At 55.9% G+C, this 23,672-nt stretch carries 27 protein-coding genes and 1 riboswitch; all 27 genes read right to left on the reverse strand.

The genetic code is table 11. The annotated features are described in order from the left end of the window. Positions 1-17: 17 nt before the first annotated feature. The 27 genes from ccsA to E5161_RS03220 all read right to left on the reverse strand — a co-directional run bounded on the left by ccsA (position 18) and on the right by E5161_RS03220 (position 23,624). Positions 18-1,280: a cytochrome c biogenesis protein CcsA gene (gene ccsA, locus E5161_RS03090; protein ID WP_281279836.1), complete on the reverse strand. Its 1,263-nt coding sequence runs from the start codon at positions 1,278-1,280 to the stop codon at positions 18-20. Then, positions 1,277-2,938 carry a cytochrome c biogenesis protein ResB gene (gene resB, locus E5161_RS03095; protein ID WP_136776190.1) on the reverse strand — a complete coding sequence of 554 codons (1,662 nt, stop codon included), beginning with the start codon at positions 2,936-2,938 and terminating at the stop codon, positions 1,277-1,279. Before resB ends, ccsA begins: the two co-directional genes overlap by 4 nt. Before the next feature lie 21 nt (positions 2,939-2,959). Next, positions 2,960-3,505 (reverse strand): redoxin domain-containing protein, encoded by a 546-nt coding sequence (locus tag E5161_RS03100; protein ID WP_425456436.1) that lies wholly within the window; start codon positions 3,503-3,505, stop codon positions 2,960-2,962. A gap of 124 nt (positions 3,506-3,629) precedes the next feature. After that, positions 3,630-4,394: a pseudouridine synthase gene (locus E5161_RS03105; protein ID WP_136776192.1), complete on the reverse strand. Its 765-nt coding sequence runs from the start codon at positions 4,392-4,394 to the stop codon at positions 3,630-3,632. A 59-nt stretch (positions 4,395-4,453) separates the two neighbouring features. Continuing rightward, positions 4,454-4,993, reverse strand: a complete 540-nt coding sequence (locus E5161_RS03110; protein ID WP_136776193.1) for a spore maturation protein — start codon at positions 4,991-4,993, stop codon at positions 4,454-4,456. Between the two features lie 6 nt (positions 4,994-4,999). After that, on the reverse strand, positions 5,000-5,584 hold the full coding sequence (locus E5161_RS03115) for a nucleoside recognition domain-containing protein (RefSeq protein ID WP_136776194.1): 585 nt from the start codon (positions 5,582-5,584) through the stop codon (positions 5,000-5,002). 42 nt (positions 5,585-5,626) lie between these two features. Beyond that, positions 5,627-6,811, reverse strand: coding sequence for a D-alanyl-D-alanine carboxypeptidase family protein (locus E5161_RS03120; protein ID WP_425456437.1), 1,185 nt, complete (start codon positions 6,809-6,811; stop codon positions 5,627-5,629). 119 nt (positions 6,812-6,930) lie between these two features. Then, complete coding sequence (gene ytfJ / locus E5161_RS03125) at positions 6,931-7,488, reverse strand: GerW family sporulation protein (RefSeq protein ID WP_136776196.1); 558 nt, start codon at positions 7,486-7,488, stop codon at positions 6,931-6,933. 92 nt (positions 7,489-7,580) lie between these two features. Continuing rightward, positions 7,581-8,270 carry a DUF2953 domain-containing protein gene (locus E5161_RS03130; protein ID WP_169306563.1) on the reverse strand — a complete coding sequence of 230 codons (690 nt, stop codon included), beginning with the start codon at positions 8,268-8,270 and terminating at the stop codon, positions 7,581-7,583. A 66-nt stretch (positions 8,271-8,336) separates the two neighbouring features. After that, positions 8,337-8,954, reverse strand: coding sequence for an SMC-Scp complex subunit ScpB (scpB, locus tag E5161_RS03135; protein ID WP_136776198.1), 618 nt, complete (start codon positions 8,952-8,954; stop codon positions 8,337-8,339). Further along, positions 8,923-9,714 (reverse strand): segregation and condensation protein A, encoded by a 792-nt coding sequence (locus tag E5161_RS03140; RefSeq protein WP_136776199.1) that lies wholly within the window; start codon positions 9,712-9,714, stop codon positions 8,923-8,925. The genes scpB and E5161_RS03140 overlap by 32 nt, the downstream gene beginning before the upstream one ends. A 25-nt stretch (positions 9,715-9,739) precedes the next feature. Further along, positions 9,740-10,210 (reverse strand): 6,7-dimethyl-8-ribityllumazine synthase, encoded by a 471-nt coding sequence (gene ribH / locus E5161_RS03145; RefSeq protein ID WP_136776200.1) that lies wholly within the window; start codon positions 10,208-10,210, stop codon positions 9,740-9,742. A 5-nt stretch (positions 10,211-10,215) separates the two neighbouring features. Continuing rightward, positions 10,216-11,499: a bifunctional 3,4-dihydroxy-2-butanone-4-phosphate synthase/GTP cyclohydrolase II gene (locus tag E5161_RS03150; RefSeq protein ID WP_136776201.1), complete on the reverse strand. Its 1,284-nt coding sequence runs from the start codon at positions 11,497-11,499 to the stop codon at positions 10,216-10,218. Positions 11,500-11,518: 19 nt separating this feature from the next. Continuing rightward, complete coding sequence (locus tag E5161_RS03155; RefSeq protein WP_136776202.1) at positions 11,519-12,187, reverse strand: riboflavin synthase; 669 nt, start codon at positions 12,185-12,187, stop codon at positions 11,519-11,521. 4 nt (positions 12,188-12,191) lie between these two features. Then, positions 12,192-13,313 carry a bifunctional diaminohydroxyphosphoribosylaminopyrimidine deaminase/5-amino-6-(5-phosphoribosylamino)uracil reductase RibD gene (ribD, locus tag E5161_RS03160; RefSeq protein WP_246042074.1) on the reverse strand — a complete coding sequence of 374 codons (1,122 nt, stop codon included), beginning with the start codon at positions 13,311-13,313 and terminating at the stop codon, positions 12,192-12,194. Positions 13,314-13,602: 289 nt separating this feature from the next. Continuing rightward, positions 13,603-13,775, reverse strand: a riboswitch (FMN riboswitch). A 110-nt stretch (positions 13,776-13,885) separates the two neighbouring features. Further along, the gene (locus tag E5161_RS03165) at positions 13,886-14,311 is read right to left on the reverse strand and encodes a peptidylprolyl isomerase (RefSeq protein WP_136776203.1); all 426 of its coding nucleotides are present in this window, start codon (positions 14,309-14,311) and stop codon (positions 13,886-13,888) included. Positions 14,312-14,379: 68 nt separating this feature from the next. Then, positions 14,380-15,711 (reverse strand): diaminopimelate decarboxylase, encoded by a 1,332-nt coding sequence (gene lysA / locus E5161_RS03170; RefSeq protein WP_136776204.1) that lies wholly within the window; start codon positions 15,709-15,711, stop codon positions 14,380-14,382. Between the two features lie 137 nt (positions 15,712-15,848). Then, positions 15,849-16,274: a stage V sporulation protein AB gene (locus tag E5161_RS03175; protein WP_136776205.1), complete on the reverse strand. Its 426-nt coding sequence runs from the start codon at positions 16,272-16,274 to the stop codon at positions 15,849-15,851. Continuing rightward, entirely contained in the window at positions 16,267-16,908 is a 642-nt protein-coding gene (locus E5161_RS03180; RefSeq protein ID WP_136776206.1) for a stage V sporulation protein AA, read from the reverse strand. The genes E5161_RS03175 and E5161_RS03180 overlap by 8 nt, the downstream gene beginning before the upstream one ends. Before the next feature lie 376 nt (positions 16,909-17,284). Continuing rightward, on the reverse strand, positions 17,285-17,794 hold the full coding sequence (locus E5161_RS03185; protein ID WP_136776207.1) for a hypothetical protein: 510 nt from the start codon (positions 17,792-17,794) through the stop codon (positions 17,285-17,287). A gap of 446 nt (positions 17,795-18,240) precedes the next feature. Continuing rightward, the gene (sigF, locus tag E5161_RS03190) at positions 18,241-19,002 is read right to left on the reverse strand and encodes an RNA polymerase sporulation sigma factor SigF (RefSeq protein ID WP_136776208.1); all 762 of its coding nucleotides are present in this window, start codon (positions 19,000-19,002) and stop codon (positions 18,241-18,243) included. Between the two features lie 26 nt (positions 19,003-19,028). Next, positions 19,029-19,475 (reverse strand): anti-sigma F factor, encoded by a 447-nt coding sequence (spoIIAB, locus tag E5161_RS03195; protein WP_136776209.1) that lies wholly within the window; start codon positions 19,473-19,475, stop codon positions 19,029-19,031. Further along, complete coding sequence (gene spoIIAA / locus E5161_RS03200) at positions 19,472-19,825, reverse strand: anti-sigma F factor antagonist (RefSeq protein WP_136776210.1); 354 nt, start codon at positions 19,823-19,825, stop codon at positions 19,472-19,474. Before spoIIAA ends, spoIIAB begins: the two co-directional genes overlap by 4 nt. A 155-nt stretch (positions 19,826-19,980) precedes the next feature. Then, positions 19,981-21,222 carry a D-alanyl-D-alanine carboxypeptidase family protein gene (locus E5161_RS03205; protein ID WP_136776211.1) on the reverse strand — a complete coding sequence of 414 codons (1,242 nt, stop codon included), beginning with the start codon at positions 21,220-21,222 and terminating at the stop codon, positions 19,981-19,983. Positions 21,223-21,300: 78 nt separating this feature from the next. Further along, positions 21,301-21,885 carry a TetR/AcrR family transcriptional regulator gene (locus E5161_RS03210; protein WP_136776212.1) on the reverse strand — a complete coding sequence of 195 codons (585 nt, stop codon included), beginning with the start codon at positions 21,883-21,885 and terminating at the stop codon, positions 21,301-21,303. Between the two features lie 24 nt (positions 21,886-21,909). Further along, on the reverse strand, positions 21,910-22,701 hold the full coding sequence (locus E5161_RS03215; RefSeq protein WP_136776213.1) for an ABC transporter permease subunit: 792 nt from the start codon (positions 22,699-22,701) through the stop codon (positions 21,910-21,912). 2 nt (positions 22,702-22,703) lie between these two features. Continuing rightward, positions 22,704-23,624, reverse strand: coding sequence for an ABC transporter ATP-binding protein (locus E5161_RS03220; RefSeq protein WP_136776214.1), 921 nt, complete (start codon positions 23,622-23,624; stop codon positions 22,704-22,706). Positions 23,625-23,672: the final 48 nt, after the last annotated feature.

A 23,672-nucleotide genomic window follows, 5' to 3' on the forward strand; every position in this document is an offset into this window, starting at 1 on the left:
ACACTCCTTCACTCGGATTAAGAAACACCTGCGTACGAATGTAAACCTGCAATGACGAGATTAACCCCGATTAACGTAAACAATACGACCAGGAATCCGATGACGGCGAGCCACGCGGATTTCGATCCCTGCCAGCCTCTTGAAAGCCGGAGATGCAAATAAGCGGTATAAAACAGCCAGGTAATGAGCGCCCATACTTCTTTCGGATCCCAGCCCCAAAATCTCGACCAGGCGATCTGCGCCCAAATCATGGCGAAGATGAGCGCACCCAGCGTAAAAATCGGATACCCGATGGCGATGGCCCGATAACTGATCTCGTCCAAATCTTCCGGATCGATGTCGGACAGGTGAGGCGAGATGACGGCTCCCAGCTGCTTCCGGGCGACTAGTCTTAAAATTCCGTACAAAATCAAGCCCGAAAGGAGGGACCATATAATCGTGTTCAATTTGCGGCCGGCATTCACGCCGTTCATCCAGGAAGGCGCTTCAAACAGCGGTTTCTCCATGCCGAGAAAAGGCTTCACGGATACCGTCTCGCTGTTATGCGGCTTCACGAACGGGGGCAAGCCGTACTTTACTTTCTGTACGTATGTCTGCTCCTGGCCATTGACGGTCTTCACGACGGTCTGTTGAAAATCCGCCTCATAACCCGCCGCGCGGAAAGAGAATACCGAGACCAAGAAGCCGATGACGATAATAATGACGACCAGCGTATATTCCGTCCAGCGCCGCGCCTTTCTGCCGGCCTTGTCCGTGCGCGTGAAATCCACGACGCGGAGCAGCTGGACGAGCGCCGCCGCGAAACCGACGGCGAAAAACGCTTCTCCCAGCGCGGCCGTCGTCACGTGAACGCGGAGCCAGATCGAGTTGAGCGACGGGATCAAAGGCTGGATCTCCGACGGAAACACGGACGCATAGGCGATCAAAATAACGGCCAGCGGAAGCGTGAACGCTCCGAGAAGGATATTTCGATAGATCAGATAGATCACGATGAATGCGAGCATGACGGCCATGGCGAGCATCGTCATGAACTCATACATATTGCTGGTCGGAATGTGACCGCCGGCAATCCAGCGGGTGACGAAGAACGTCACGTGTGCAGCCGTGCCGGCCAAGGCTGCGCCGAAAGCGATCCATCCCCAGCGTCTGCCGTGTTCCGCCGGCTCACGGTTGCTCCATTTTTTGCCGCCGACGGCGATCGCGAAGAACACGAACGACAGGCTATAGATAAGCAATGCGGCGATCAAGGCGCCGCCGCTGAAGTCCAGCAGGTGGTTCAATGGGTTTTCCTCCTGTTGTCGAGCGACTTGGCAGGAACGTCGATGCCGGTCCGGTTAAGCGCGGCCGCCACTTCGTTCCGAAGCCCGAAATTGTTCTTGTTCGTATGCGCCCCGAGCGTGAGGGTGCCGCCGTCAAAGCGGAGCCAGATCCGGCGGTGCTGCCAGTAGAATCCGATGACGACTCCGATCATGAAGATCGCGGCTCCCGTCCATATGAACGGCATCGCCTTGTCGACTCTGACGTTCAAAAACGTAGTATATTCGGAAAAGCTCACGTCTTTCATGGCGTTCACGCGAATGTCGAGCTTATCTGCGACAGCACGGTTCAGCACGTCCTGACCGAATTTGACCTTGTCATTCTGCTTCGGGAAGTAAATATAGGGCTCCCCGCCGGCCGACAAATCCGGTCCTTTGATCAGGAATACAAAGGCCGGAGCGTTCGGATCGCGCGATTTGGTCATCGGACGCCCCTGCTCGTCCAGGCCGAAATCCATAAATTTGTCTTTCAGTTCCAGGGTATAAGGACCTACCTGATAAGTCAATGCAGGATTGCGCATCGGCAGCTTGAACGGGCCGAACTGCTCACCGGTCTTCTTGTTGACGATCACCGGAGAGACCGAGATCAGCCGGAGCTGCTCCGAGAAATCGTACTGATACAGCTTCAGGCCCTTGTACGCCAGCGGATGATTGACCTGGATGTCATGCGTTTTCACCCTTTCGAGAACGGGGTCCCGGGTCGGGTCGTCGCACGCTGCGGTACATTGATAGAGCGTGGCTTTGGTGTTGAACATTTTGGGACGCACGCTTCCCTTTAATGTCGGTGGCAGCTCCGCATCGGTATAATATTCGACGGTAAATTTCTCGTTTTTGACAAAAAAATTCGTGCCCGGAATCGGTACCGTCTGACCGTCGTCGATGCTGATGTACTGGTCCATGTGCCATGCGGGAATCCCGCGGCCCAGCACGGCCAGCAGAAAGATGATGAGACCGATGTGATTGATATACGGCCCCCACCGGCTGAACCGGTTTTTCTCCGCCAACAGCGCGTCGCCGTCACGCCAGATCCGGTATCTTTTTTTCTTCAATTGCTTCGCGAAGCCGTCCAGCCAAGTATTTTGGTCGCCGGGAACGGCTCCCGCGTACACGACCTGCTGCCGCGTCAAGAATTGAAGGTGCTTTCGCACTTGCTGCTTGGCCAGCGCGCGATACAAGGGAAGCACCCGGTCCAGGCTGCAAATCACGAGCGAAGTTCCGATCATGACCAAGAGTCCGATGAACCACCACGATTGATAGGTTCTCGACAAGCCGAGGGCGTGATAGATCACGCCGAAGTTGCCGTAATTTTGCTTATAATAAGCTGCCGGATCGTCGAGATTGATGAACGTGTCTTCCTGCGGATAGATCGTTCCCAAAGAAGCACCGATCAGGGTGAGTATAATGAGCCAGACGGCGACCTTCACCGAGGAGAAAAAGTTCCAGATCCGGTCGATCCAGCTTGGATTTGCCTTTTGCGAGCGTCTGGCCACGCCGTCGTAGCGCATCTCGGCCGGCATTTGACCGTCGTCAGGCAGCTCGATCAGCGGCTTGCCGCACGCCTCGCAAAGCACCGTGCCGATATGGTTCTGATGGCCGCATTCGCATTTGGTGTTGGAAATCAAAAAGAGTGAACCTCCTTGCCGTTACGACTTCGCGTTCATCAGCTTGGCGATCCGTGACTCGATGTCGTTTTCGCTGAGCGGTCCGCCGATCATGATGTCCTGGATTTTCCCGTCGGCGCCGATAAAGAAAGTCGTCGGGTATTGCTTCAGGCCGTATTTCTTCTCGGTCTGTCTGTTGCGGTCGAGTAAAATCGGGAAAGAGGCTCCCACCTCGCGCGCAAAATTTTGTACGGTCAGCTTCTCTTCACTGAGATTGATGCCGACCAGCTGGACGCCTTTATCCTTCCATCGGTCATAAACCGATTGGAGGGCCGGCATTTCAGCCCGGCACGGAGGACACCAGGTGCCCCAAAAATTCAGGATCAGCGGCTTGCCCTTATATTCCGACAAATCGTGCGCCGTTCCGTCGAGGCCGAGCAGCCGGAATTCCGGCGGCTTATTGCCCGCTTTCATGACGGCCGTCGTCTGAAATAACGATTGAAAAACAGCGTATCCCCCAATGACCAGGACCGCCGCTAGGATGACAAATTGCAGCGTTTTGTTCCGGCGCATGACGTTCTTTTTCACCACCATAACCGCTTTCTTTTCATTATAACGAAAATACCGGGGTCAAGGGCAATGGGGCCCGACCTCCGGTTTTGAACGTTTTGTGTCCACTCGCACACAGGTTGGCTGCGGGTGTGCCATGAGCTTAATGTTCCGGCTCGCTGTCGGGTTCCACCGCTGTCTCGATGCCGTTCGCCGCATCTCGCAGCTTCTGCACTTCTGCCGGTGTCAGCTTGCGGTGTTTGCCGCGCTGGAGCCCGCCGAGCGTTAAACCGGCGAACGATATGCGTTTCAGCCGGATCACCGGATGATGAATCGCTTCGAACATACGACGGACCTGCCGGTTCCGCCCTTCCCGGATCGTCAGCGAAATCGTCGCATATTTCCCGTCCGGGTCGACGTCGTGATATTCGGCTTCGGCGGGGGCCGTCATCCCGTCTTCCAGCTTGATGCCCCGTTTCAGCTTCTCCAGATCGTTGCCGTGCGGGACGCGCTCGACCGTCGCGTGATACGTTTTGGGCACGTGATGCTTCGGGTGCGTGAGCATATGGGCCAAATCGCCGTCGTTGGTCAGCAGCAGCAGGCCCTCGGTATCGTAGTCCAGACGGCCCACCGGATATACGCGTTCCTTGATATCCTTCTTCAAGTAATCGTGGACGGTACTTCTGCCTTTGGGATCGGTCATCGTCGTGATGACACCCTTGGGCTTGTTGAATAAAATGTACAGCTTGTTCTCGCGCTTGATCGGCCGGCCTTTCACGGCGATGACGTCCACATTCGGATCGGCTTTGGCGCCAAGCTCGGTCACCACTTTATCGTTGACGGTCACATGACCGGCGGCGATCAGTTCTTCACATTTGCGGCGGGACGCTATGCCTGCGTTCGCCAAAATTTTCTGCAGTCTCTCCACGGAGATGCTCACCTCATTCCCCATCATACCGTTTTTACAGGGGATGACACAAGTTGAGCTCACGATTGGCCGAACAAGAGCCAGCAGACGGCGACCGCGGCGAAAAATCCGACAATATCCGAAAAGAGTCCGACCTTGAGCGCATAACGGGAGTTCCGAATGCCGACGGCGCCGAAATAAACGGTGAGCACGTACAAGGTCGTGTCGGTGCTCCCTTGGATGGTGGCTGCCACCTTGGCGGCGAACGTATCGGGCCCTTGTGTTTTGATCAAATCCGTCACAAAGGCGAGCGAGCCGGCTCCGGTCAGTGGACGAAGCAGTGCAAGCGGCAGCACTTCTCCGGGAACCCCAAGCAGCTCAAGAAACGGACGAATGGATTGAATGATGGTATCCAGGGCGCCGGAAGCCCGAAACATGCTGATGGCGGTCAGCATGCCGACCAAATGCGGGATGATGGACACCGCCGTCCCGAATCCGTCCTTGGCCCCGTCGATGAATGTCTCATAAACGGGAACTTTGCGGTAGGCGGCATAAAGAGGAATGAAGGCAATCAGCATCGGGATCATCCAGGCGGATAACAGCTCGATCCATGCCAGCATCCCGGGTTACCCTCCCCTGCTCGTCCACCGGTACCAGCGGTCAGCCGCCAGGGCGGCTCCGGTCGCGACGGCCGTCGCGAGAAGTGTGGAGGCGACGATATCGGCGGGATGAAGCGATCCGAAATTCATCCGGATCGCGATCATCGTCGTCGGGACAAGCGTAATGCTGGCCGTATTGAGCGCGAGCAGCGTGCACATGGCCGGTGTGGCGACCGACTTGTCCGGATTCAACTTTTGCAGCTCCTGCATCGCCCGGATGCCCATCGGCGTCGCGGCGTTGCCCAACCCGAGCAGGTTGGCGCTCATATTGGATAAGATGTACCCCATGGCCGGATGTTCGGCCGGCACGTCGGGAAACAGCCGCCTGACCACAGGGGCCAGTATGCGCGATAACGCGAGAACCAGACCGGCGTTCTCCGCGATTTTCATAAGCCCCATCCAGAACACGAGGATGCTGACAAGACCGAGACATACGGTGACGCCTGTTTGGGCACCCCCGAACGCCGCCTCCGCCACTTCCTCCATCCGACCGTTGGCGGCGCCGAATATTACGCTCACGACAATCATCCCGAGCCAAATCCAGTTGACCATCGGCTAGGCCTCCTTAATACGCTGCTTCAGCCGGTACGGGCATTAACGCAAAAGCAGTGCCCGAATGACAGAGCGGAAAACGTCCGCGAACGAGCGGGCAGCGTCATGGGATACCGACGAATCCGTCCGATACTCGGCGGTAGATTTCATCGCTTGCTGCGGAAGAGCGAGGTCGACGATCGGCACGCTGCCGATCAACTGGCCTTGCAACGAGAAGCGGAGCTCTCCGCGGTGTCCGAGCCTGTAATCCAGTGTGGATGGGTTCAATGGAACGATTTGCATCCGAACCAATTCAAGCTCGCCTTTCGCGAAAGCATAACGAAAATCGTCGGCCGCCGCGTAAGGATATCCGGCTATCGGCTCTCCCTGTTTCACCACGTCGGAAAGCGGATAATTCGCAAAGCCGTAATCCAACAGCTTCCGGTGATCCTCCCAATCGTCTCTGTCATTCAGCGTGACCGCGGCGAGCTGCTGGCCGCCTCTCGTGGCGGAACTCACGAGCGTTCGCAACGCTTGCTTCGTGTAGCCGGTTTTGACGCCGTCCGCCCCTTCGTACATGTCCAGCATCTTATTTTTGTTCACCCATTTGTAGCCCCATTTTTCACCTTCCTTAGGAGCTGTTTTTACCCGTGTTTTCACAATCGCGCGGAAGTCCGGGTTGTGCAGCGCATAGGCCGTCAGCTTCGCCAAATCGTTCGCCGACATATAATGGAGCGGATTATCCAAACCGTGAGGATTTGTAAAATGGCTGTGAGAGAGCCCGAGCTCTTCCGCTTTGCGATTCATCATGTACACAAACCCGTCCAGGGAGCCCCCGACATGCTCGGCAATCGCGACGGCGGCGTCGTTCCCGGAGCGCAGCATGAGCCCGTAAAGCAAGTTCCGGAGCGAAATCTTTTCGCCGGACTGAAGATATAAGGACGACCCTTCTTTACCCGCCGCACGGCTGCTCACGGTGACCATTTCGTCCAGCTTGCCATACTCGATGGCGACGATGGCGGTCATGATTTTGGTGAGACTGGCGATTTTCATGGGCTCGTCCCCACGCTGGCTGAACAGGATCCGGCCGGAGGTCACATCAATCAGCGAGACGGCTTTCGCGTGGTTGCCCGGCGCCGGGGGCGGTCCCGCCTTCGCCCCCGCGGGTACGGGCAGGGACAGCAGTAAGCCGGCGGCCAACAAGAATGCCAGCCATTTGGTTTTCAGGCGGTCGCCTCGGGTGGTCACAACGTTACCTCCTCCGCTGCATTTCAACGATTCCATACAATTTATGTAGGCGTGTCCGGAAGTATGAAGACGGGAAAATGAGCAGCAAAAAACCGGTCCGCGCGGACCGGTTTTTTTCGTTACATGAGTTTATCGGACGTAGGTGAAGGTGCGATGGGGACGGTCGAGCTTTTTTGCTGCTGTGCGTTTCCGGTTTGCTGCGTCATGCCGCTCGGCATCGAGCCGCCTTGCATTTGCGTACCGCCTTGCATCATACCGGCTTGCTGCGTGCCGCCTTGCATGAAGTTCTTGATCTTATCCACCCAAGACGGTGCCGATTCGATCAACCGCTCGAGAATATGCGTCTGGTTGTCCAGCGGAACAATCTTCACGCCTTGCGCCCCCACCACAAGAAAAGCGATCGGTGTGATCGATACCCCGCCGCCGCTGCCGCCGCCGAACGGCAATTGTACCGACGCGTTATGCGCTTCGGTCAACACCCGGTTCCCACTGATCGCTCCGTCCGCCTGAAACTCGCTGCCGCCTGCGGCGAAGCCGAAGCCGACTCTAGAAATCGGCATGATAACTGAACCGTCCGGGGTTTCCACCGGTTCGCCGACAATCGTATTCACATCCACCATGTCCCGGATATTTTCCATGGCAGTCTGCATGAGGCCGTTAATCGGATGCTCGGACATTGATGTTCCTCCTTTGTCTGGAATCGTGAATTTTACGTGTTCTCAAGCATTTCTTAGCATGCGCCCGGACCCGGTCTTTTATAAATAAAGCCTCAGGGCCCGGCCAAGCTGCGCCTCCAGTAGTTAATCGTCCGTCCCATGCGGATCGCCTTGGTGCCTAATTTCATTAGAGATAACAGGGCCGTTCCTAAGCGAAGCTCCATATCCGTTTCGCAAACGACCGAAAACTCCTGCCCGTCGTAAACGGGAGCCACCGCTCCGTGAGGATGCGCCTTCAGCCTCATGAACCGTCCGGCAATCGCGATAGCTGCGCCGTATACGGTCCATAACAAGCCGCTGACCACGGCCGTGGAGGCGGCATCCCCGGTTCCGACGCGGAAATCGAGCCGAAATCGGGTGCAGTCCACTTTTTTCAAGGTGTCCAGCAGCCATATTCGTACTTGCCGATTATCCCGGTACAGCTTTAGCAGACGGCCAGCCCCGCCGCCAACTTTCCATCGGACCTTGCGCGTAACGAGCCGGTTTCCGATCGTGGCCTCCAACTCCTGCCGGTAAATCAAATTCCAGCTCTGGAGCATGATCGCCGGGATCTCGGCTTGAAACCCGGCTGCGCCGTACAACGCCCGGACGATGACGACGAGCTGATCATTATTTCCGCTGCGGGAATAGCGGACGCGAATCCGGATGCGGGACACCCATGCCGCAACAATCAAAGCGACGATCGCCGCCGCCAACACAATCAGCCAAAAGGCCAATCCTGTGCCAAACCGCCAAAAGGCCATACCAACCCCGCCTTTCCTCGGGGATAGTATGGCCTTTTGGGAATGCTTCATTCGGCTGGCATCGCTTCAGTTCGCTTCCAGCTCTCGCTGCATATCTTCCAGCGACAGCTGGCGTCCTTCGATGCGCTCGAACAGCATTTTCGTGCGCTCCTCGAGTTCGTCATCGCCGTCCGCCACGACCGGATCCGGCAATTGTTCGAGCCCGGACAGTCCGAAATAGTCCAGGAACGATTTCGTTGTGCCATATAGAATCGGGCGTCCCAATGCTTCAGCGCGTCCTACCTCTTCAATCAAATCTTTGGCCACCAGCGATTGAATGGCCCGATCCGCTTTCACGCCGCGAATTTCCTCGATCTCCACCCGGGTGATCGGCTGCCGGTAAGCGACAATCGACAATGTCTCCAAAGCCGCTTGAGATAAGGAAGAGCGAGAAGGCGAATACGCGAGTTTCTCGAAAAACGGCGCATGTTCGGGCGCCGTCGTCAGCCGGAATCCGCCGGCCACTTCGGCGATTCGAAGTCCCCTGCCGTCGCGGACGAGATCCTGCCGCAGATCTTCCATCACGCTGTGCACGACATCGGCGTCCATTTCGACCACTTCGGCGAGCGTTTTGATATTCAGCCCATCTTCTCCGGATACGAACAGCAGTCCTTCAAGAACCGATTTCAACGTCGAATAATCCATCTTCCCCCTCCTTTCCCGTCCAAGTGACCACGATATCGTCGAACAATTGATTTTGATGACAAGAAATCCAATGCCTCTTCATCAGTTCCAGCAGCGCAAGGAACGTAACCACGATCTCCTGCCGGTCCAAGCCGCCCCCGATCATTTGGGAGAACAGCATTCTTCCGCCGACACCGTTTTTTTTCAGGGTGAGAATGATGTCGTTGATCCGGTCCTTCACGGAGATTTCGTCCCGATGAATGGAAGCGATCCGGTTGCGTCCTTCCAGCCTGCGCATCGCTTTGCGAAACGCGCGGACGAGGTCGTCCACGTGCAAGCCTTCCACCGGATTCGACGGGATGTCCGGCCGGAAAGGGGTCAAATCCGCCGCTTCCCGCGTAAACACCTGACTGCGCTCCCACTCGCGCTCCCGCAGCTGGCCGGCAACCGATTTGATTTTCCGGTATTCGATCAGCTTGCGGATCAGTTCTTCGCGGGGATCGAGATCCCCGTCTTCGTCGGCCGTCAGCCATGGCTCGTCCGTCACGGGAGGCTTCGGAAGCAGCATGCGGCTTTTCATAGAGAGCAGCGTGGCCGCCATGACGAGAAACTCGCTCGTGATGTCGAGCTCGAGCTCCTGCATGGCGTCCAGGTACTCGATGTATTGATCGGTAATTTCATTGATCGAGATATCTTGAATATCGATCTCGGCTTTATCGATTAAATGGAGAAGCAAGTCCAGCGGGCCCTCGAACGTCTCCAGCTTATAAAGCACCGTCACGCCGGCGTCTCTCCCTTAGAACGAGTTAAGCTTTCAAAGCTCGCGTCAAATTCGCCATTTCGATGGCGGATGATGCGGCGTCCCAGCCTTTGTTGCCGGCTTTCGTACCCGCACGTTCCACGGCTTGCTCGATGCTGTCCGTCGTAAGCACGCCAAAAATGGTCGGTACGCCGGTTTTCAGCGCGATGGCCGCCACGCCTTTAGCCGCTTCGTTGCAAACGTAATCGAAATGCGGAGTGGAACCGCGGATGACCGCACCGAGCGTAATGACCGCGTCATATTTACCGCTTTCCGCCATCTTTTGTGCGATGAGCGGGATTTCGAAAGCGCCGGGCACCCAGGCGATATCCACGTCCTCGTCTCCCGCGCCATGACGTTTCAACGCATCCATCGCGCCGCCCAGCAGTTTGGACGTAATAAACTCGTTGAACCTGCCGACCACGATCCCGTATTTTAATCCTTTCGAGACCAAATTTCCTTCGTATACGACTGCCATGTCCTTCATCCTCTCTTCGGCTGCAATTCAGGTTGTTCGTTTTGTTCAAGCGGTTCCAGCACGCCGGCTTCATCGGGATCGTCCGAAAAAGACAGCATATGTCCCAGTTTCGCTTTTTTCGTGTGCAAATAGCGGGTATTGTCTTCGTTCTCTTTCATTTGAATCGGAACCCGCTCGACCACTTCCAAGCCGTAGCCTTCCAAGCCTTTGATCTTGCGGGGATTGTTCGTCATCAGCCGCATTTGCCGCACACCGACATCTTTGAGAATTTGCGCTCCGATGCCGTATTCTCGCAGGTCGGGAGCAAAACCCAATTTCATATTCGCCTCGACCGTGTCGAATCCCTGCTCTTGAAGCTGATACGCGCGCAATTTGTTGAGGAGCCCAATCCCGCGGCCTTCCTGTCTCATGTACAACAGAACGCCGGTTCCAGCCTCTTCGATTTGGCGCAAAGCCGCCTCCAGCTGCGGTCCGCAGTCGCAGCGGTGGGAGTGGAACACATCGCCGGTCAGGCATTCCGAATGGACGCGAACGAGCACGGGCTGTTTACCGTCGATCGTTCCTTTCACGAAAGCGACATGCTCTTTGGAGTCGACCTCGTTCGTATAGGCGATGGCCCGGAAAACACCGAAATCGGTGGGCATGCGGACTTCGACTTCGCGTTTGACCAGCTTTTCTTTCTCGTTGCGGTAGCGGATTAAATCCTGGATCGTGATCAGCTTCAACGAATGCTTCTTCGTAAATTCGACCAAGTCCGGCAGCCTTGCCATCGTTCCGTCTTCCTTGATGATTTCGCAAATGACCGCCGCCGGAGTCGAGCCGCACATTCTGGCCAGATCCACAGCCGCTTCCGTGTGGCCGGCTCTGCGGAGCACTCCGCCTTTCTTGGCGATCAGCGGAAAAATATGTCCCGGTCTCCGGAAGCTCGATGGGCGGGATTGCGGATCGATCAACGCTTTTACGGTCATCGCGCGCTCGTGCGCGGAAATGCCGGTCGTCGTCGTCACGTGGTCGACGGACACCGTAAAGGCGGTGCCGTGATAATCCGTATTATGATTCACCATCGGCGGTAAATCCAGCTCAGCCGCACGTTCCGGCATTAACGGCACACATACGAGACCCCGTCCTTCGGTGATCATGAAATTGATCACTTCCGGCGTCGCTTTCTCCGCGAGCGCGATCAAATCGCCTTCATTCTCGCGGTCCTCGTCGTCGACGACGACGATCGGTTTGCCTCGCATCAGATCGTAAATGGCTTCTTCTATCGCGTCAAATGCATAACGGTCCATGCCGCGTCCCCCCTTATGTTTAAAGCATAAACCCGTTTTCCCGCAGCACAGCTTCGGTTAGTCCGCCGCGCTTGCCGGCCGGCGAACGTTCCCGAATTCCGAGCAGATGGTCCACGTATTTGCCGAGAATATCGTTTTCAATATTCAGCGTGTCGCCGGTATTTTTGTATTGGAGCACCGTTTCCCGCAGCGTATGCGGAATGATGGAGACGGAAAAATATCCAGCATCGTAATTTACATCGACTACCGTCAGGCTGATTCCATCCAGCGTGATCGAGCCTTGGGGAACGATCGGCCGCAAAATCTCCTCCCTATGGGGTTCGATCGCGAACACGACGGCATTCGCTTGCGACGAGCGCGAACGGATGGTACCTGTGCCGTCCACGTGGCCCTGCACGATATGCCCGCCGAACCGCCCGCCGGCCATCATCGCGCGTTCCAGATTTACCGGGCTTCCCGGAGACAAATCCCGGAGAGTCGTGAGGCGGTACGTTTCCGGCATCACATCTACAGAGAAGGTGCTCCCGTCGAAAGAGATTACGGTGAGACACACGCCGTTCACCGATATGCTGTCCCCCAGCTTGACATCCTCCAAAACTTTGCTCGCCGCCACTTGCAGAACCATCGCTTCGCCGCGCCTTTGCACGCTGCGGAGCGTTCCGATTTCTTCGATCAATCCGGTAAACATGCCGTCATCCCCCTCCATCCGGCGGCTGCCCCAAGCTTGCCGGGTAACCGGTGACGCACCAATCATCGCCGTAATGCTCGATGGAGACACCCTTGAGCGGCCAGGCGTCCGTCATCCGATCCGGACCTCTGAAGGCAAACGCGGGCGGCGCTTCTTCGGATCCCACAATCTTCGCCGCGTAAAACAACATCAGCTTATCGACCAATCCGGTCTGAAGCATGGCGCCGTTCAAAACGCCGCCTCCCTCCAGCAGGACCGAACCGATTTCCCGTCTGCCGAGCTCTTTCATGGCTTCGGTCAGGTCCACCCGAGGACCTTCGCCGCATACGATGAGTTCCGCGCCGGCTTTCCGTAGACTTTCGGCCGCCGCCGGATCAGCGGAGGTGGTCGTCAAGATCCACGTCGGCGCTTCTTCGTTCAGCACGCGCGCCCCTATAGGCGTGCGAAGTCTCGAATCGACAATCAGCCGAACCGGATGAAGCGCGGGGACGGGCAGTCGCGTGGTCAACTCCGGATCGTCGGAAAGTATCGTTTCGACGCCGACCATGATCGCCTGATGGCGGTGACGGAGCGTATGAACCGCTTCCCTGGCCTGCGGGCCGGTGATCCAGCGGCTGTGTCCGCCCCGCGCGGCGATTCGGCCGTCGAGTGTCAGCGCGGTTTTCAGCGTGACGAAAGGCAATCCGGTGGCAATGTATTTCCGGAAAGCTTCGTTCAGAGTGTGAGACCGGTCTTCCAGCAGGCCGACCTCCGTCTCGATTCCGTGGGCATTCAGACGCTGGATCCCCTTCCCAGCCACCTGCGGGTTGGGATCGGCGGCGGCCACTACAACGCGCGCAACTCCTTCGGCAATGAGCCGATCGCAGCACGGCGGCGTACGTCCGTGGTGACTGCACGGCTCGAGTGTCACGTACACAGTGGCACCGGCCGCTTCGGCACCGGCCATATTGAGCGCGTGAATTTCGGCGTGCGCTTCCCCTCTTTTTAAATGGCTGCCCAGTCCGACGATCCGCCCGTCCTTGACCACTACGCACCCGACCGCCGGATTGATGCCGGTCTGGCCGGCCGCGCCTTGGGCCAAATCCAGTGCCAATCGCATATAAAATTCGTCGTTCAGCAGTTCCAAACTGTCCCTCTCCCTGCTTCACCCCAAAAAGTGGAGTTATCCTTCGCTGCACATTCCGATTACTTTCTGGGGACTCCGTGCCTTCATGGGAGCTTGTAACATAAAAAAAGCCCCCGGCCGCTTCCCGGGGGCTTGAAACACAGCTTAAAACAGACCTTAACACCGGGTTCGATTGCACAGTTCCCGGGCAGAGGGCGCGTTTGTGAAAAAAAGAACTTTGTCATCCGTTCCCACAAACACGATTCCCGAAACCGAGAGCTCGGCAAAAGAACACGGCATGGCCGTGCTGCGCTTCCTTCTCCCATCCAGACTGTTACTGTCGGTCCCGGAGTTGCACCGGGTCCACCGTATCTTCCACGAAGGAAGAGCCGGGTCACGGACTGACGGCCGCGCTTCGAACCTCATCGTACGCGCTTGCCGATCACCGCCGGTGGGGAATTGCGCCCCGCCCCGAAGGTAAGCTGATTTGTCTGAAAGTGTACCACCCGATCATGGAAAATGCAAGTCAGGCCATTCTCCCGCTAACGAAAACCCGGCATCGGATATATCATCCGATGCCGGGTTGTTCGCGATCAGCTTACGCGGATCGACTCCATTTTGTCGCGGCCGCGGAGCTCATCCACATGCTCCATGCCGGAGATGACTTTGCCGAATACCGTATGCACGCCGTCCAAATGCGGTTGAGGCGCGTAGCAAATGTAGAACTGGCTTCCGCCCGTGTTCGGACCGCGGTGAGCCATGGCGAGACTGCCGCGCTCGTGCTTGTTCGGGTTGATTTCACAATTAATTTCGTACCCGGGTCCGCCTGTTCCGTTTCCGACAGGACATCCGCCTTGGGCGACGAAGCCCGGAATGACGCGATGAAACACAACCCCGTCATAAAAGCCGGAATTGGCCAATTTCTCGAAGTTGGCGACCGTGTTCGGCGCGTCCTTGTCGTACAGCTCCAGCTTGATTTCCTGGCCGCCTTCCATTTTGATTACCGCTTCTTTACTCATGAATGGGCACTCCCCTTTCAAAATCACCAAGTAAAAACGGGCTTGCGCCCGTCTTTTCTCCTGCCATTTTACTTCGAAACCGCCTGCTTGCGCAAACGCTCCGGAATCATGTCGTTGCCGATGATGTCGTCGAAAGATTCCCGGGCGACGACGAGGTCCGCTTTGCCGTCCTTGACGAACACGACGGCTGGACGGCGGATGCGGTTATAGTTGCTTGCCATGGCGTAGTTGTAAGCGCCGGTGCTGAATACCGCGAGAAGATCCCCGGAGCGTACTTCCGGCACGTTCAAATCCCAAATGAGCATATCGCCGCTTTCGCAGGCTTTGCCCGCCACCGATACGACTTCGGTCGGGGCTTCATTCGCCCGGTTCGCCAGTACGGCTTCGTATTTGGAGCCGTAAAGTGCGGGACGCGGATTGTCGGTCATACCACCGTTGACCGCGATATATTTGCGGACGCCGGGAATATGCTTGCTTGTGCCCACCGTATACAGCGTCGTTCCGGCGTCGCCCACCATGCTGCGGCCCGGCTCGATCCAGATTTCCGGCAGCGGATAGTCCGCTTCCAGGCACGTCGAGATCATCGCATCGGCGATAGCTTGCACATAGGTGCCGACCGGCAGCGGTGTGTCGCCTTCCACATAACGGATGCCAAATCCGCCGCCAAGGTTGATGACCGAGAACGTTTCGCCGAGCTTCGCACGAACTTCGATGGCGAATGCTGCCACCTTTTCGACCGCCATACGGAACCCTTCGACTTCGAAAATTTGCGATCCGATATGGGAATGCACGCCCAGCAGCTTCAAGTTGGATTGGGCCAGAGCCTGCTCCACCGCGCGGAATGCGGTGCCGTTCCCGAGGTCAAAACCGAACTTCGAATCCTGCTGTCCGGTAGATATATATTCGTGCGTATGCGCTTCAACACCTGGCGTGATCCGGAGCAGCACGTTCACGCGCTTGCCCTTGTCCGACGCGAGGGTGTTTAGAAGCTGCATTTCGATGAAGTTGTCCACCACGAAGCAGCCGATATTGGCGTCCAGCGCCATGAGGATTTCATCCGGCGTCTTGTTATTGCCATGGAAGTGAATGCGCTCCGCAGGAAATCCGGCTTGCAGCGCCGTATACAATTCGCCGTCGGAGACGACGTCGAGGCTTAACCCTTCCTCTTCCGTCAGACGGCACATCGCCATCGTGCAGAATGCTTTGGATGCGTAGGCCACTTGGTGCCTCAGACCCGTTTTACGGAACGCTTCCATAAATTCGCGCGCACGCTGGCGTACCAACGCCTCGTCAACGATATAAAGCGGCGTACCGAATTCCTTCGCAAGTTCGGTAACGTCGCATCCTCCGATTTCCAGATGCCCTTCGGCGTTGATTCGGCTCGTACCATGTAAAAACATCGGCTTTTCCCCTTTGTGCCTATTTATTCGGATTTGCCCGTTCGGACCGCCATCCGTATTTGTACATTTTACAGTGAGTATAGCCAAATAAACAGCGCGAAGACATGGAGGAAATGCCCGATCATTTGCACTCGGTGTCACCTCTCGAACCATAACCATTCGATCAGCGAGCCGACCACTTTCCCTAGAACCATCGAGATCAGCAAAGAAAACAAGTAGCGGTTGAGCCTTAATCGTTTGGCCAAAATCGGGATGACGTTCAGCACCTCGGTGAGCGCGGCGGCGAACATGCCGACAAACACGCCTTGAAAGACGGCGGGAAGCAGCAGCAGGCCGGCGGGTAAAGCGAATTCCCAATCGAACATATCGGCACAGCCCCAATAGATCGATCCGAAAATGATGGCCGTTTCGAACAAGACGGACCGACGGTGCGCTTTGGTTAATTGAACAAGCCTCGGGATCAGGTCGAGAACGATCAAAAGGGCGACGAACGCGCTGCCTACGGCAAAGCCTCCCGACAGTCCCACGACCGCTAGCAGGATGTGAGACAGCCAGTCAGCCACCTCTTTTTCTCGCCTCCTCCTCCGCGTGCTTTTTGCGATATTCCTCCGTTATGATATAGTGGTTCACATTTTCTTGATACATGAACATTTCCACTTCGAGCGGGTTCGGTTCGTCAGGCATTTTTTTACGGAGCAGCCGGTTGAAGAAAAGCAGCATGCCGAGCCCGACACCCAGGGAGTAGGGAATCTGAAAAAGCCACGGATGCCTGTCCGGCTTTCCGGTGATCAATTCGGTAATCCGCTCTTGCACGAGCGGCATGTTCACATCGGCGTGAAAATTCATCAGCGCCATGCCCGATCCGAAAAAGAGCAGCACCCATGCCAGCACCAGCATGAGCGGACGCGGCTTGCTCGTATCCGGATGGGCCACCTCGACCAGCACATGGGGCTCGCCGAACGTCTCCACCGTCGTGTGGGGCAGCTCTTCCCGCACCGCCTTGACGATCTGGAGCATGTCGATCACGATCATATTGCCGTCCTGAGGAACGATCCGATGAAGCGGCAGCCGGCTCAACCGCTGTTCGGACTCCGGCGTATCGGTGACGAGCCGCGCCACAAGGCCGAGTGTTATGACCGTTTCCGGTCTCGCCAGTACGCGGCGGCGCAATCTCACATACACAACGGGCGTTTCCATGTGCACCCTCCCTTGGATCGCCTTTCCGGTTAGTATGAATCAGAGAGGTGCGGTGTAGTCACCTCGATTACCCACGTTTCCGCCTCTAACGATACTTTTGAGTGTTACAGCCGCCGTTCACCCCACCGCCCCGCCTCTAACGATACTTTTGAGTGTTACAACTGTCGATCACCCGACCGTACAGCCTCTAACGATACTTTCGAGTGTTAGAGCCGCCGTTCACCCCACCGCCCCGCCTCTTACGATACTTTCGAGTGTTACAGCCGCCGTTCACCCCGCCACACCGCCTCTAACGATACTTTTGAGTGTTAGAGCCGCCGTTCACCCCACCGACTCGCCTCTAACGATACTTTTGAGTGTTATGACTATCCATCTCCTACAGCAGTAATAAATCTGCCGCTTTCGCGGTTAATTGAAATTCGTGAAGCCGTTGAGTACCCTGTCCAGTTGAAACAATGAGTTTCTTGTTTAACATCGAACGTACGACTCTTCTGCTTGCTATATGACCTAACTGCAAGCAATAACAGACATCCGTCATCCGAAATGGGCGGCCTAAACGTAACGCATACCGAAGCAATTCCCGCTCATACACGAGCAGTTCCATGAAGTCCTCACCAGTATTGGTTGAATATCTGCCTAGAAGTTCGTAGAGTGTTCGGCGGCACATTTCAGGCTTCTTATCGAGTTCGTCCCAGCTGAACGGCATATATCGATAACCGTAAAGTGCAAAAGTGCGGATCCTCATTCTTTCAAAAGAGAAGCGGTCTCGCGTCATGTTTTCAGCATGCGCGGCGAAACCATCCGTTTCCACGATCAACCGAAAGTCCCGCCAGAAGTAATCACCGTAGATTCTAACCCCGGACAAACTCACCATCTCATGTTCCACTTCCAAACCTTCGTTTGTCTGCAATACCGGAAATAGCACAGAACAAAATAGCTTCTGCTCACCCGTCTTATCTTAGTTCAGCATCTCCAAACGCTGACCTTTCGCGGACGCTTTCTGCTGAGCAAGCAAGGTTTCAAATTCCAATTCATACATCACAAACGCCTCCTATAGGCACAAAATAAAAACGCCGCCTGCTCGGATTTGAGCAAACGGCGTGTTCTTCACACTGTTTCGATATTTGGTTAAATGTACCAAAATATTATACGCTTTGTCTACTAACGGCCAGACTTCCCAAGGTAGAAGCGCAGAGCGGTTCCTTGGCATAATGGGAAAGAATGGAGTGGGCGCGATCTCCATCCGGCCGGAAAACTGCTTCAACCTCACCATTTGTAACGGCCGCGAAGTGTCTTCGCGAGCAACACCGGCGCCAATGCGGCACCCACATGCTACTGAGCAATCTGGTCCTTGATGTTCTGCAAAATTTTCTTTTCCAGCCGGCTTACCTGAACCTGAGAGATGCCGAGCCGGCTCGCCACTTCGGACTGCGTCTGGTCGCGGAAGTAACGAAGATAGACGATCAGCCGCTCGCGGTCGGAGAGCGATTGGATCGCTTCCGTCAGCGCCAGCTTGTCGAACCAGCGCTCTTGCGAATCGTCCGCAATTTGGTCCATCAGCGTGATCGGATCGCCGTCGTTCTCGAACACGGTCTCGTGAATCGAGGCTGGCGGCTTGTTCGCCTCCTGCGCGAAGACGATTTCTTCCGCCGTGACGCCGAGCTCGTCGGCGATTTCTCCGATGGTCGCCGCCCTGCCGTAGCGCTTAGCCAGCTCATCTTTCACTTTGCGCACCTTATTCGCCATTTCCTTCAAAGACCGGCTCACCTTCAAAGTCCCGTCGTCCCGTAGAAACCGCTGGATCTCCCCGATAATCATCGGAACCGCGTAGGTGGAAAATTTGACGTCGTACGACAGATCAAATTTATCTACCGATTTCAGCAGCCCGATACAGCCGATCTGGAACAGATCGTCGCTGTCGTAGCCGCGGTTCGCGAAGCGCTGCACCACCGACCATACAAGCCGGATGTTACTGTTGACCAACGTATCGCGCGCCGTCGTGTCGCCGGATTGGCTGAGCGCAATCAGCCGTTTGACCTCCGTGTCATCCAGAAATGCCGGCGGCGACGACGAACGTTTCCATTCCCATTCCATGCCTCCAACCCCTGCCGCACGGTGATTTAGTTAAAAAGCGCTTTTTTGGACTCGATCCGTTTCTTCATGACGAGCTTTGTTCCGCCTCCGGGAACGCTAGCCGCCTCGAATTCGTCCATGAAATTTTCCATGATCGTGAACCCCATGCCGGAGCGCTCCAGCTCCGGTCGAGACGTGAACAGCGGCTGGCGGGCCAAATCGAGATCTTCGATGCCGCGTCCTTGATCGCTGATCGTTAGAGAAACCGTGTCCCCGTCGATCTCCATCTCTAGACTAACTATGCCGTCGGGACGATTGTCATACCCATGAATAATACAGTTGGTCACGGCTTCGGACACGACGGTCTTGATTTCGTCCAGCTGCTCCATCGTCGGATCGAGCTGCGAGACGAACGCGGCAACCGCGACGCGCGCAAAGCTTTCATTTTCGGATTTGGCGGCAAACGACAGCTTCATGAAATTGTGTCCGCTCATGATACGACCTCCAGGCTGGCGATCGCCGAACGTTCGGAATCGTGCAGCGACAAAATTTTGAACAAGCCGGATAACTCTAGCAACCTCTTCACGCTCGCCTGCGCGTCGCAGACGACCATTTTGCCTCCGCGGCTTTTCACAAGCTTGTATCGGCCCAAAATGACGCCCAGCCCTGAGCTGTCCATAAACTGCAAATCTTTCAGGCTGAGCACGACGTGTTCGCACCGGCCTCTCAGGATCGCATCCTCCATTTTGAAACGGACGATGTCCGCGGTGTGGTGATCCAATTCCCCTTTGAGACGAACAATCAGCACATTGCGATGCTGTTCCAGCTCGACTTGCAAACTCATGCGGGTCTCCTCCCCCTTCAAGCTTGAATGACCAATTCTACGGCGGTTACGGGCTTTCCTGCCCCCCGACAAAACTAGAAGGAACGCCCGAATCCCCGACAAAACACGGCAAAGAGGCGGTGACGCAAATCCGTCTTACCGCCCTTGCGCGAACCTTAATTCAAGAGGAACAGATGACCGGCCGAACGCTTGAACAGCGTCCACCATCCTGCCCGGCCGACCGACATCGGCGCTTCCACCGGGAATTCTTTCAACACTTCTTCTCCGCGGTAGACGATTAGCTTGCCTACCGGCTGACCGGCTTTGATCGGCGCTTTGACCTGCTTTTCCAGCATAAGCTCGTGGCGGATTCCTTTGCCTTTGTCACCCTTTTTCACTAATACACTGTAGGAATGTTTGGCCGTGAGCGCAATTTCGGCTTTCTTGCCTTTTTCCACCTTGAGCATGCCGATCGCATCGCCTTTCTTGTAAATCGGCACATTCGTATATTGCGCAAAAGCATAATCGAACATATGGGAAACTTCGGCGTTGCGCGTTTTGGTATTGGGTTCGCCCATCACCACAGCGATCATTCGCAGATTGTCGCGGCGCGCGGTAGCAGACAGACAAAACTTCGCTTCACTGGTAAAACCCGTTTTGAGACCGTCCGCTCCGTGATAGAATCGAACAAGCTTGTTCGTGTTGACCAGCCAAAACGGCTTTTCGCTGTCTTTCCTTAGATAATCCTGATACAATCCGGTGAACTTCGTGATTTGCTCGTACTTCAGCAACTCCTTCGACATGACGGCGATATCATAAGCCGAAGACACGTGGCCCGATGCAGGCAAACCGTTACAGTTTACGAACTTCGTGTTCTTCAATCCGAGTTCGGCCGCCCTCTCGTTCATCATGCGCACGAACTCTTCTTCCGTGCCCGCCAATTTCTCGGCCAGCGCGACGGAAGCATCATTCCCCGAAGCAAGCGCGACGCCTTTGAGCATTTCCTCGACCGTCATTTGTTCCCCCGGCTCAAGGAAGATCTGCGAGCCGCCCATGGAGGCCGCGTACTCACTCGTCGAAACTTTGTCGGTCATCTTCAAGCGACCTTGATCAATGGCTTCCATGACCAGAAGCATCGTCATAATTTTCGTAATGCTGGCGGGTGGTAGCGACTCATGAATGTTTTTCTCGTATACCACGGTGCCGCTGTCGGCATCCATCAAAATCGCGGACCGCGCGCCTGGCGCCAAATCCGTAACGGGCTTCGCCGGTACTTTTTCCTTCGCGAGAGCGGCAGGTGCGGCTGCGAAGACCGCTGCGATCGTCAGTGCGACGATCCAAATCGGAAAACGAAAACGCTGTCGGGTCAAATGGGCTTCCCCTTCCTGCAGGCCTGTCTTCAGCCATGGTTTCTTCATCCAACCAGTCTGTCCGAAGGGGATGCAAATTATTCCAGTCTTTGAAACTTCGCAGCAAAAAACGCCCGGGGGCGCTCTTCACCCATCGGACGTTTCCTTAGATTCATTCGTTAAAATCCCGTGATAAAAAATGGTGGTGAGCTGCTGGCCGATCGTTTGCGGATTCCCCACACCCAGCAGCGCTTCGGAACGGGTCAAAAAATCTTTCATCGCTTGCAAAAAGGATACGATCACGATCGGAGACAAATCTTTGCGGATTTGCCCTTTCTGCTGCCCTTCCAAAATCACTTGGTGGAAACGGGGCATCACATGCTCGGATCCCAGCCGCACCAGCTTATCCAACAGTTCCGGGAAAGCTTGTAAATCCTGCAGGAAAGCCACCGACATTTCCCTCTCGACACCTTCTATCGAAGCGAGCCGGTTGAGAGCATCAAGAGGATCGGCCGCTTCGCTCATGGCCTTGTCAAAAGAAGCGACTCCTTCCTCGAGAATGCTGTCCAAAACCGCCTCCAGCAAACCTTCCTTACTGCCGAAAATATTGTACAGCGTCATTTTGGATACCGGAACCGCCTCTGCGATCTGATCCATACTCGTACCCGCAATCCCTTGCGCTAAAAACAATCGTTTGCCGGTTTCCACCACGGCGTCTCTTTTTCGGCCCACGGAATTCTCTCCTTTGGGTCTATGTTAAAGGTCCCTCCGAAGAAGCGCAACCCAGCCGGCCAAGCTTCCCGCTGCGTACAACGCCAGCGCGGTCGCAATCGGTGCCGCCGGCATACCGCTTCCTTGGCTGAGCGCAAAGGGATCGAACAGATGAAACAAGCTCAGATCGGCCAGCCAACTCAAGTTGTCACCGAAACTGGCGAGCATGTTGAAAAGAAACATCAACAGCACAAGCCCGATTCCGATCGATAGCGCTCCGCGTTCCGAATTCAGCCAAGGTGTTAGAGCGTAGCCGATGCCCATGAAACCGAGCGTCGTCAGAAATCCGGAAGTCGTGACCGCCATCACCGCGCCGGAATGCTCCATCAAACCGGACGAGGCGCCGAGAACTAGAACAGTCGCAGTCGACACGACGGCTACGAGCAAAACCTGAATCAGGTGGGCGCCCCATTTGCTCCAATAAATCTCGCTGCGGCTGCGGGGCAGTGTAAACAAAAACTCCGCGGTCTGCCGGTCTCTTTCTTTCACGATCGAGCCGATCGCCCAATTCATCGCAAAAAAGCCGAGCAGCAGGACGAAAAAGGTAAACGGTTCGCCGGATATCCATCCTTCATACGTAGACAAGCTTTCCGGATGAATGCCGAAGCCTTCCAGCATGCCCTGCGGCATCGATTTCATCATGTCGCCGATGCTCGGATTGCCGATATACGACTGGGCACTGCCCGCGAACATGGCTTGGAGAAGAACCACGACGGCAAAGGCGATCCAGAACCCCCGCTTGTTTTGACGCCATTCAAAACCTAACAGCTTATTCATGCCTATTGTCCCCCCGCTTCCGTCGACGATTTCGAACGGTATTCGTCCATGAATCTTTCTTCAAGCGAAGGTCTGCGCACATTCAGGTCTGCGATCGGCTTATCCGTCAGCATACCGAGCATCGCCTGCAGCTTATTGTCGCTAACATGCATCCGGTGCACGCCATCCGTGAATGCCGCGGCCGGATCCAAGCTGTGCAAGCCGTATACGTCGCGCCGGTCGCCCGGTTCCGCGAACGTCACTTCGACGATGTGACCTCCCGCTGCCGTCAATTCCGATACGGACGACACGCGAATCAGCCGTCCTTCCCGGATAATGGCCACCCTCTGACAAAGCCGCTCCACTTCCGTCAGCACATGCGTAGAGAAAAAGACGGTCGTTCCTTTGGAGGCGTTCCATTCCCGAACAATCTCGAAAAATTGATGCTGCACCAACGGATCCAAGCCGGAGGTCGGTTCATCCAAGACGAGCAGCTCCGGCTCGTAAACGAGGCTCATTAAAATGCCAAGTTTTTTACGGTTTCCGAGCGAGTAAGATTTAATCTTCGGTTTCATATCCCACTGCAGTCGCTCCGCGTAATCGAGAACCGGGGATTTTTTGAGGTCGATTCCATGAATGCCGGCAGCCAGCTCGAGCGCCTGGCGCCCGGTCAAGTCCGGGTACAGCCGGATTTCGGAAGGCAAATATCCGATTCGACTTCGCAGCTTCGGGTCGTCTCCGGTTATACGGCTCCCCAGAACGGTCAATTCGCCGGATGACGGGGCGATCAGCTGCATGATCATCCGTATCGTAGTTGACTTGCCCGCCCCGTTCGGTCCAATAAAACCGAATATTTCTCCTTTGCCTACCTCCAGATTCAAATCCGTTACACCACGCTTGCTGCCATAGCGCTTGTTCAAACTTCGGGCCTGAATCGCCGACATGTCGCGCCTCCTAAATTATACTTAACAAACCATTACAGTATAATTTAT

Origin of the sequence: Cohnella pontilimi (genome assembly GCF_005049045.1) — a bacterium.
GTDB lineage: Bacteria > Bacillota > Bacilli > Paenibacillales > Paenibacillaceae > Cohnella > Cohnella pontilimi.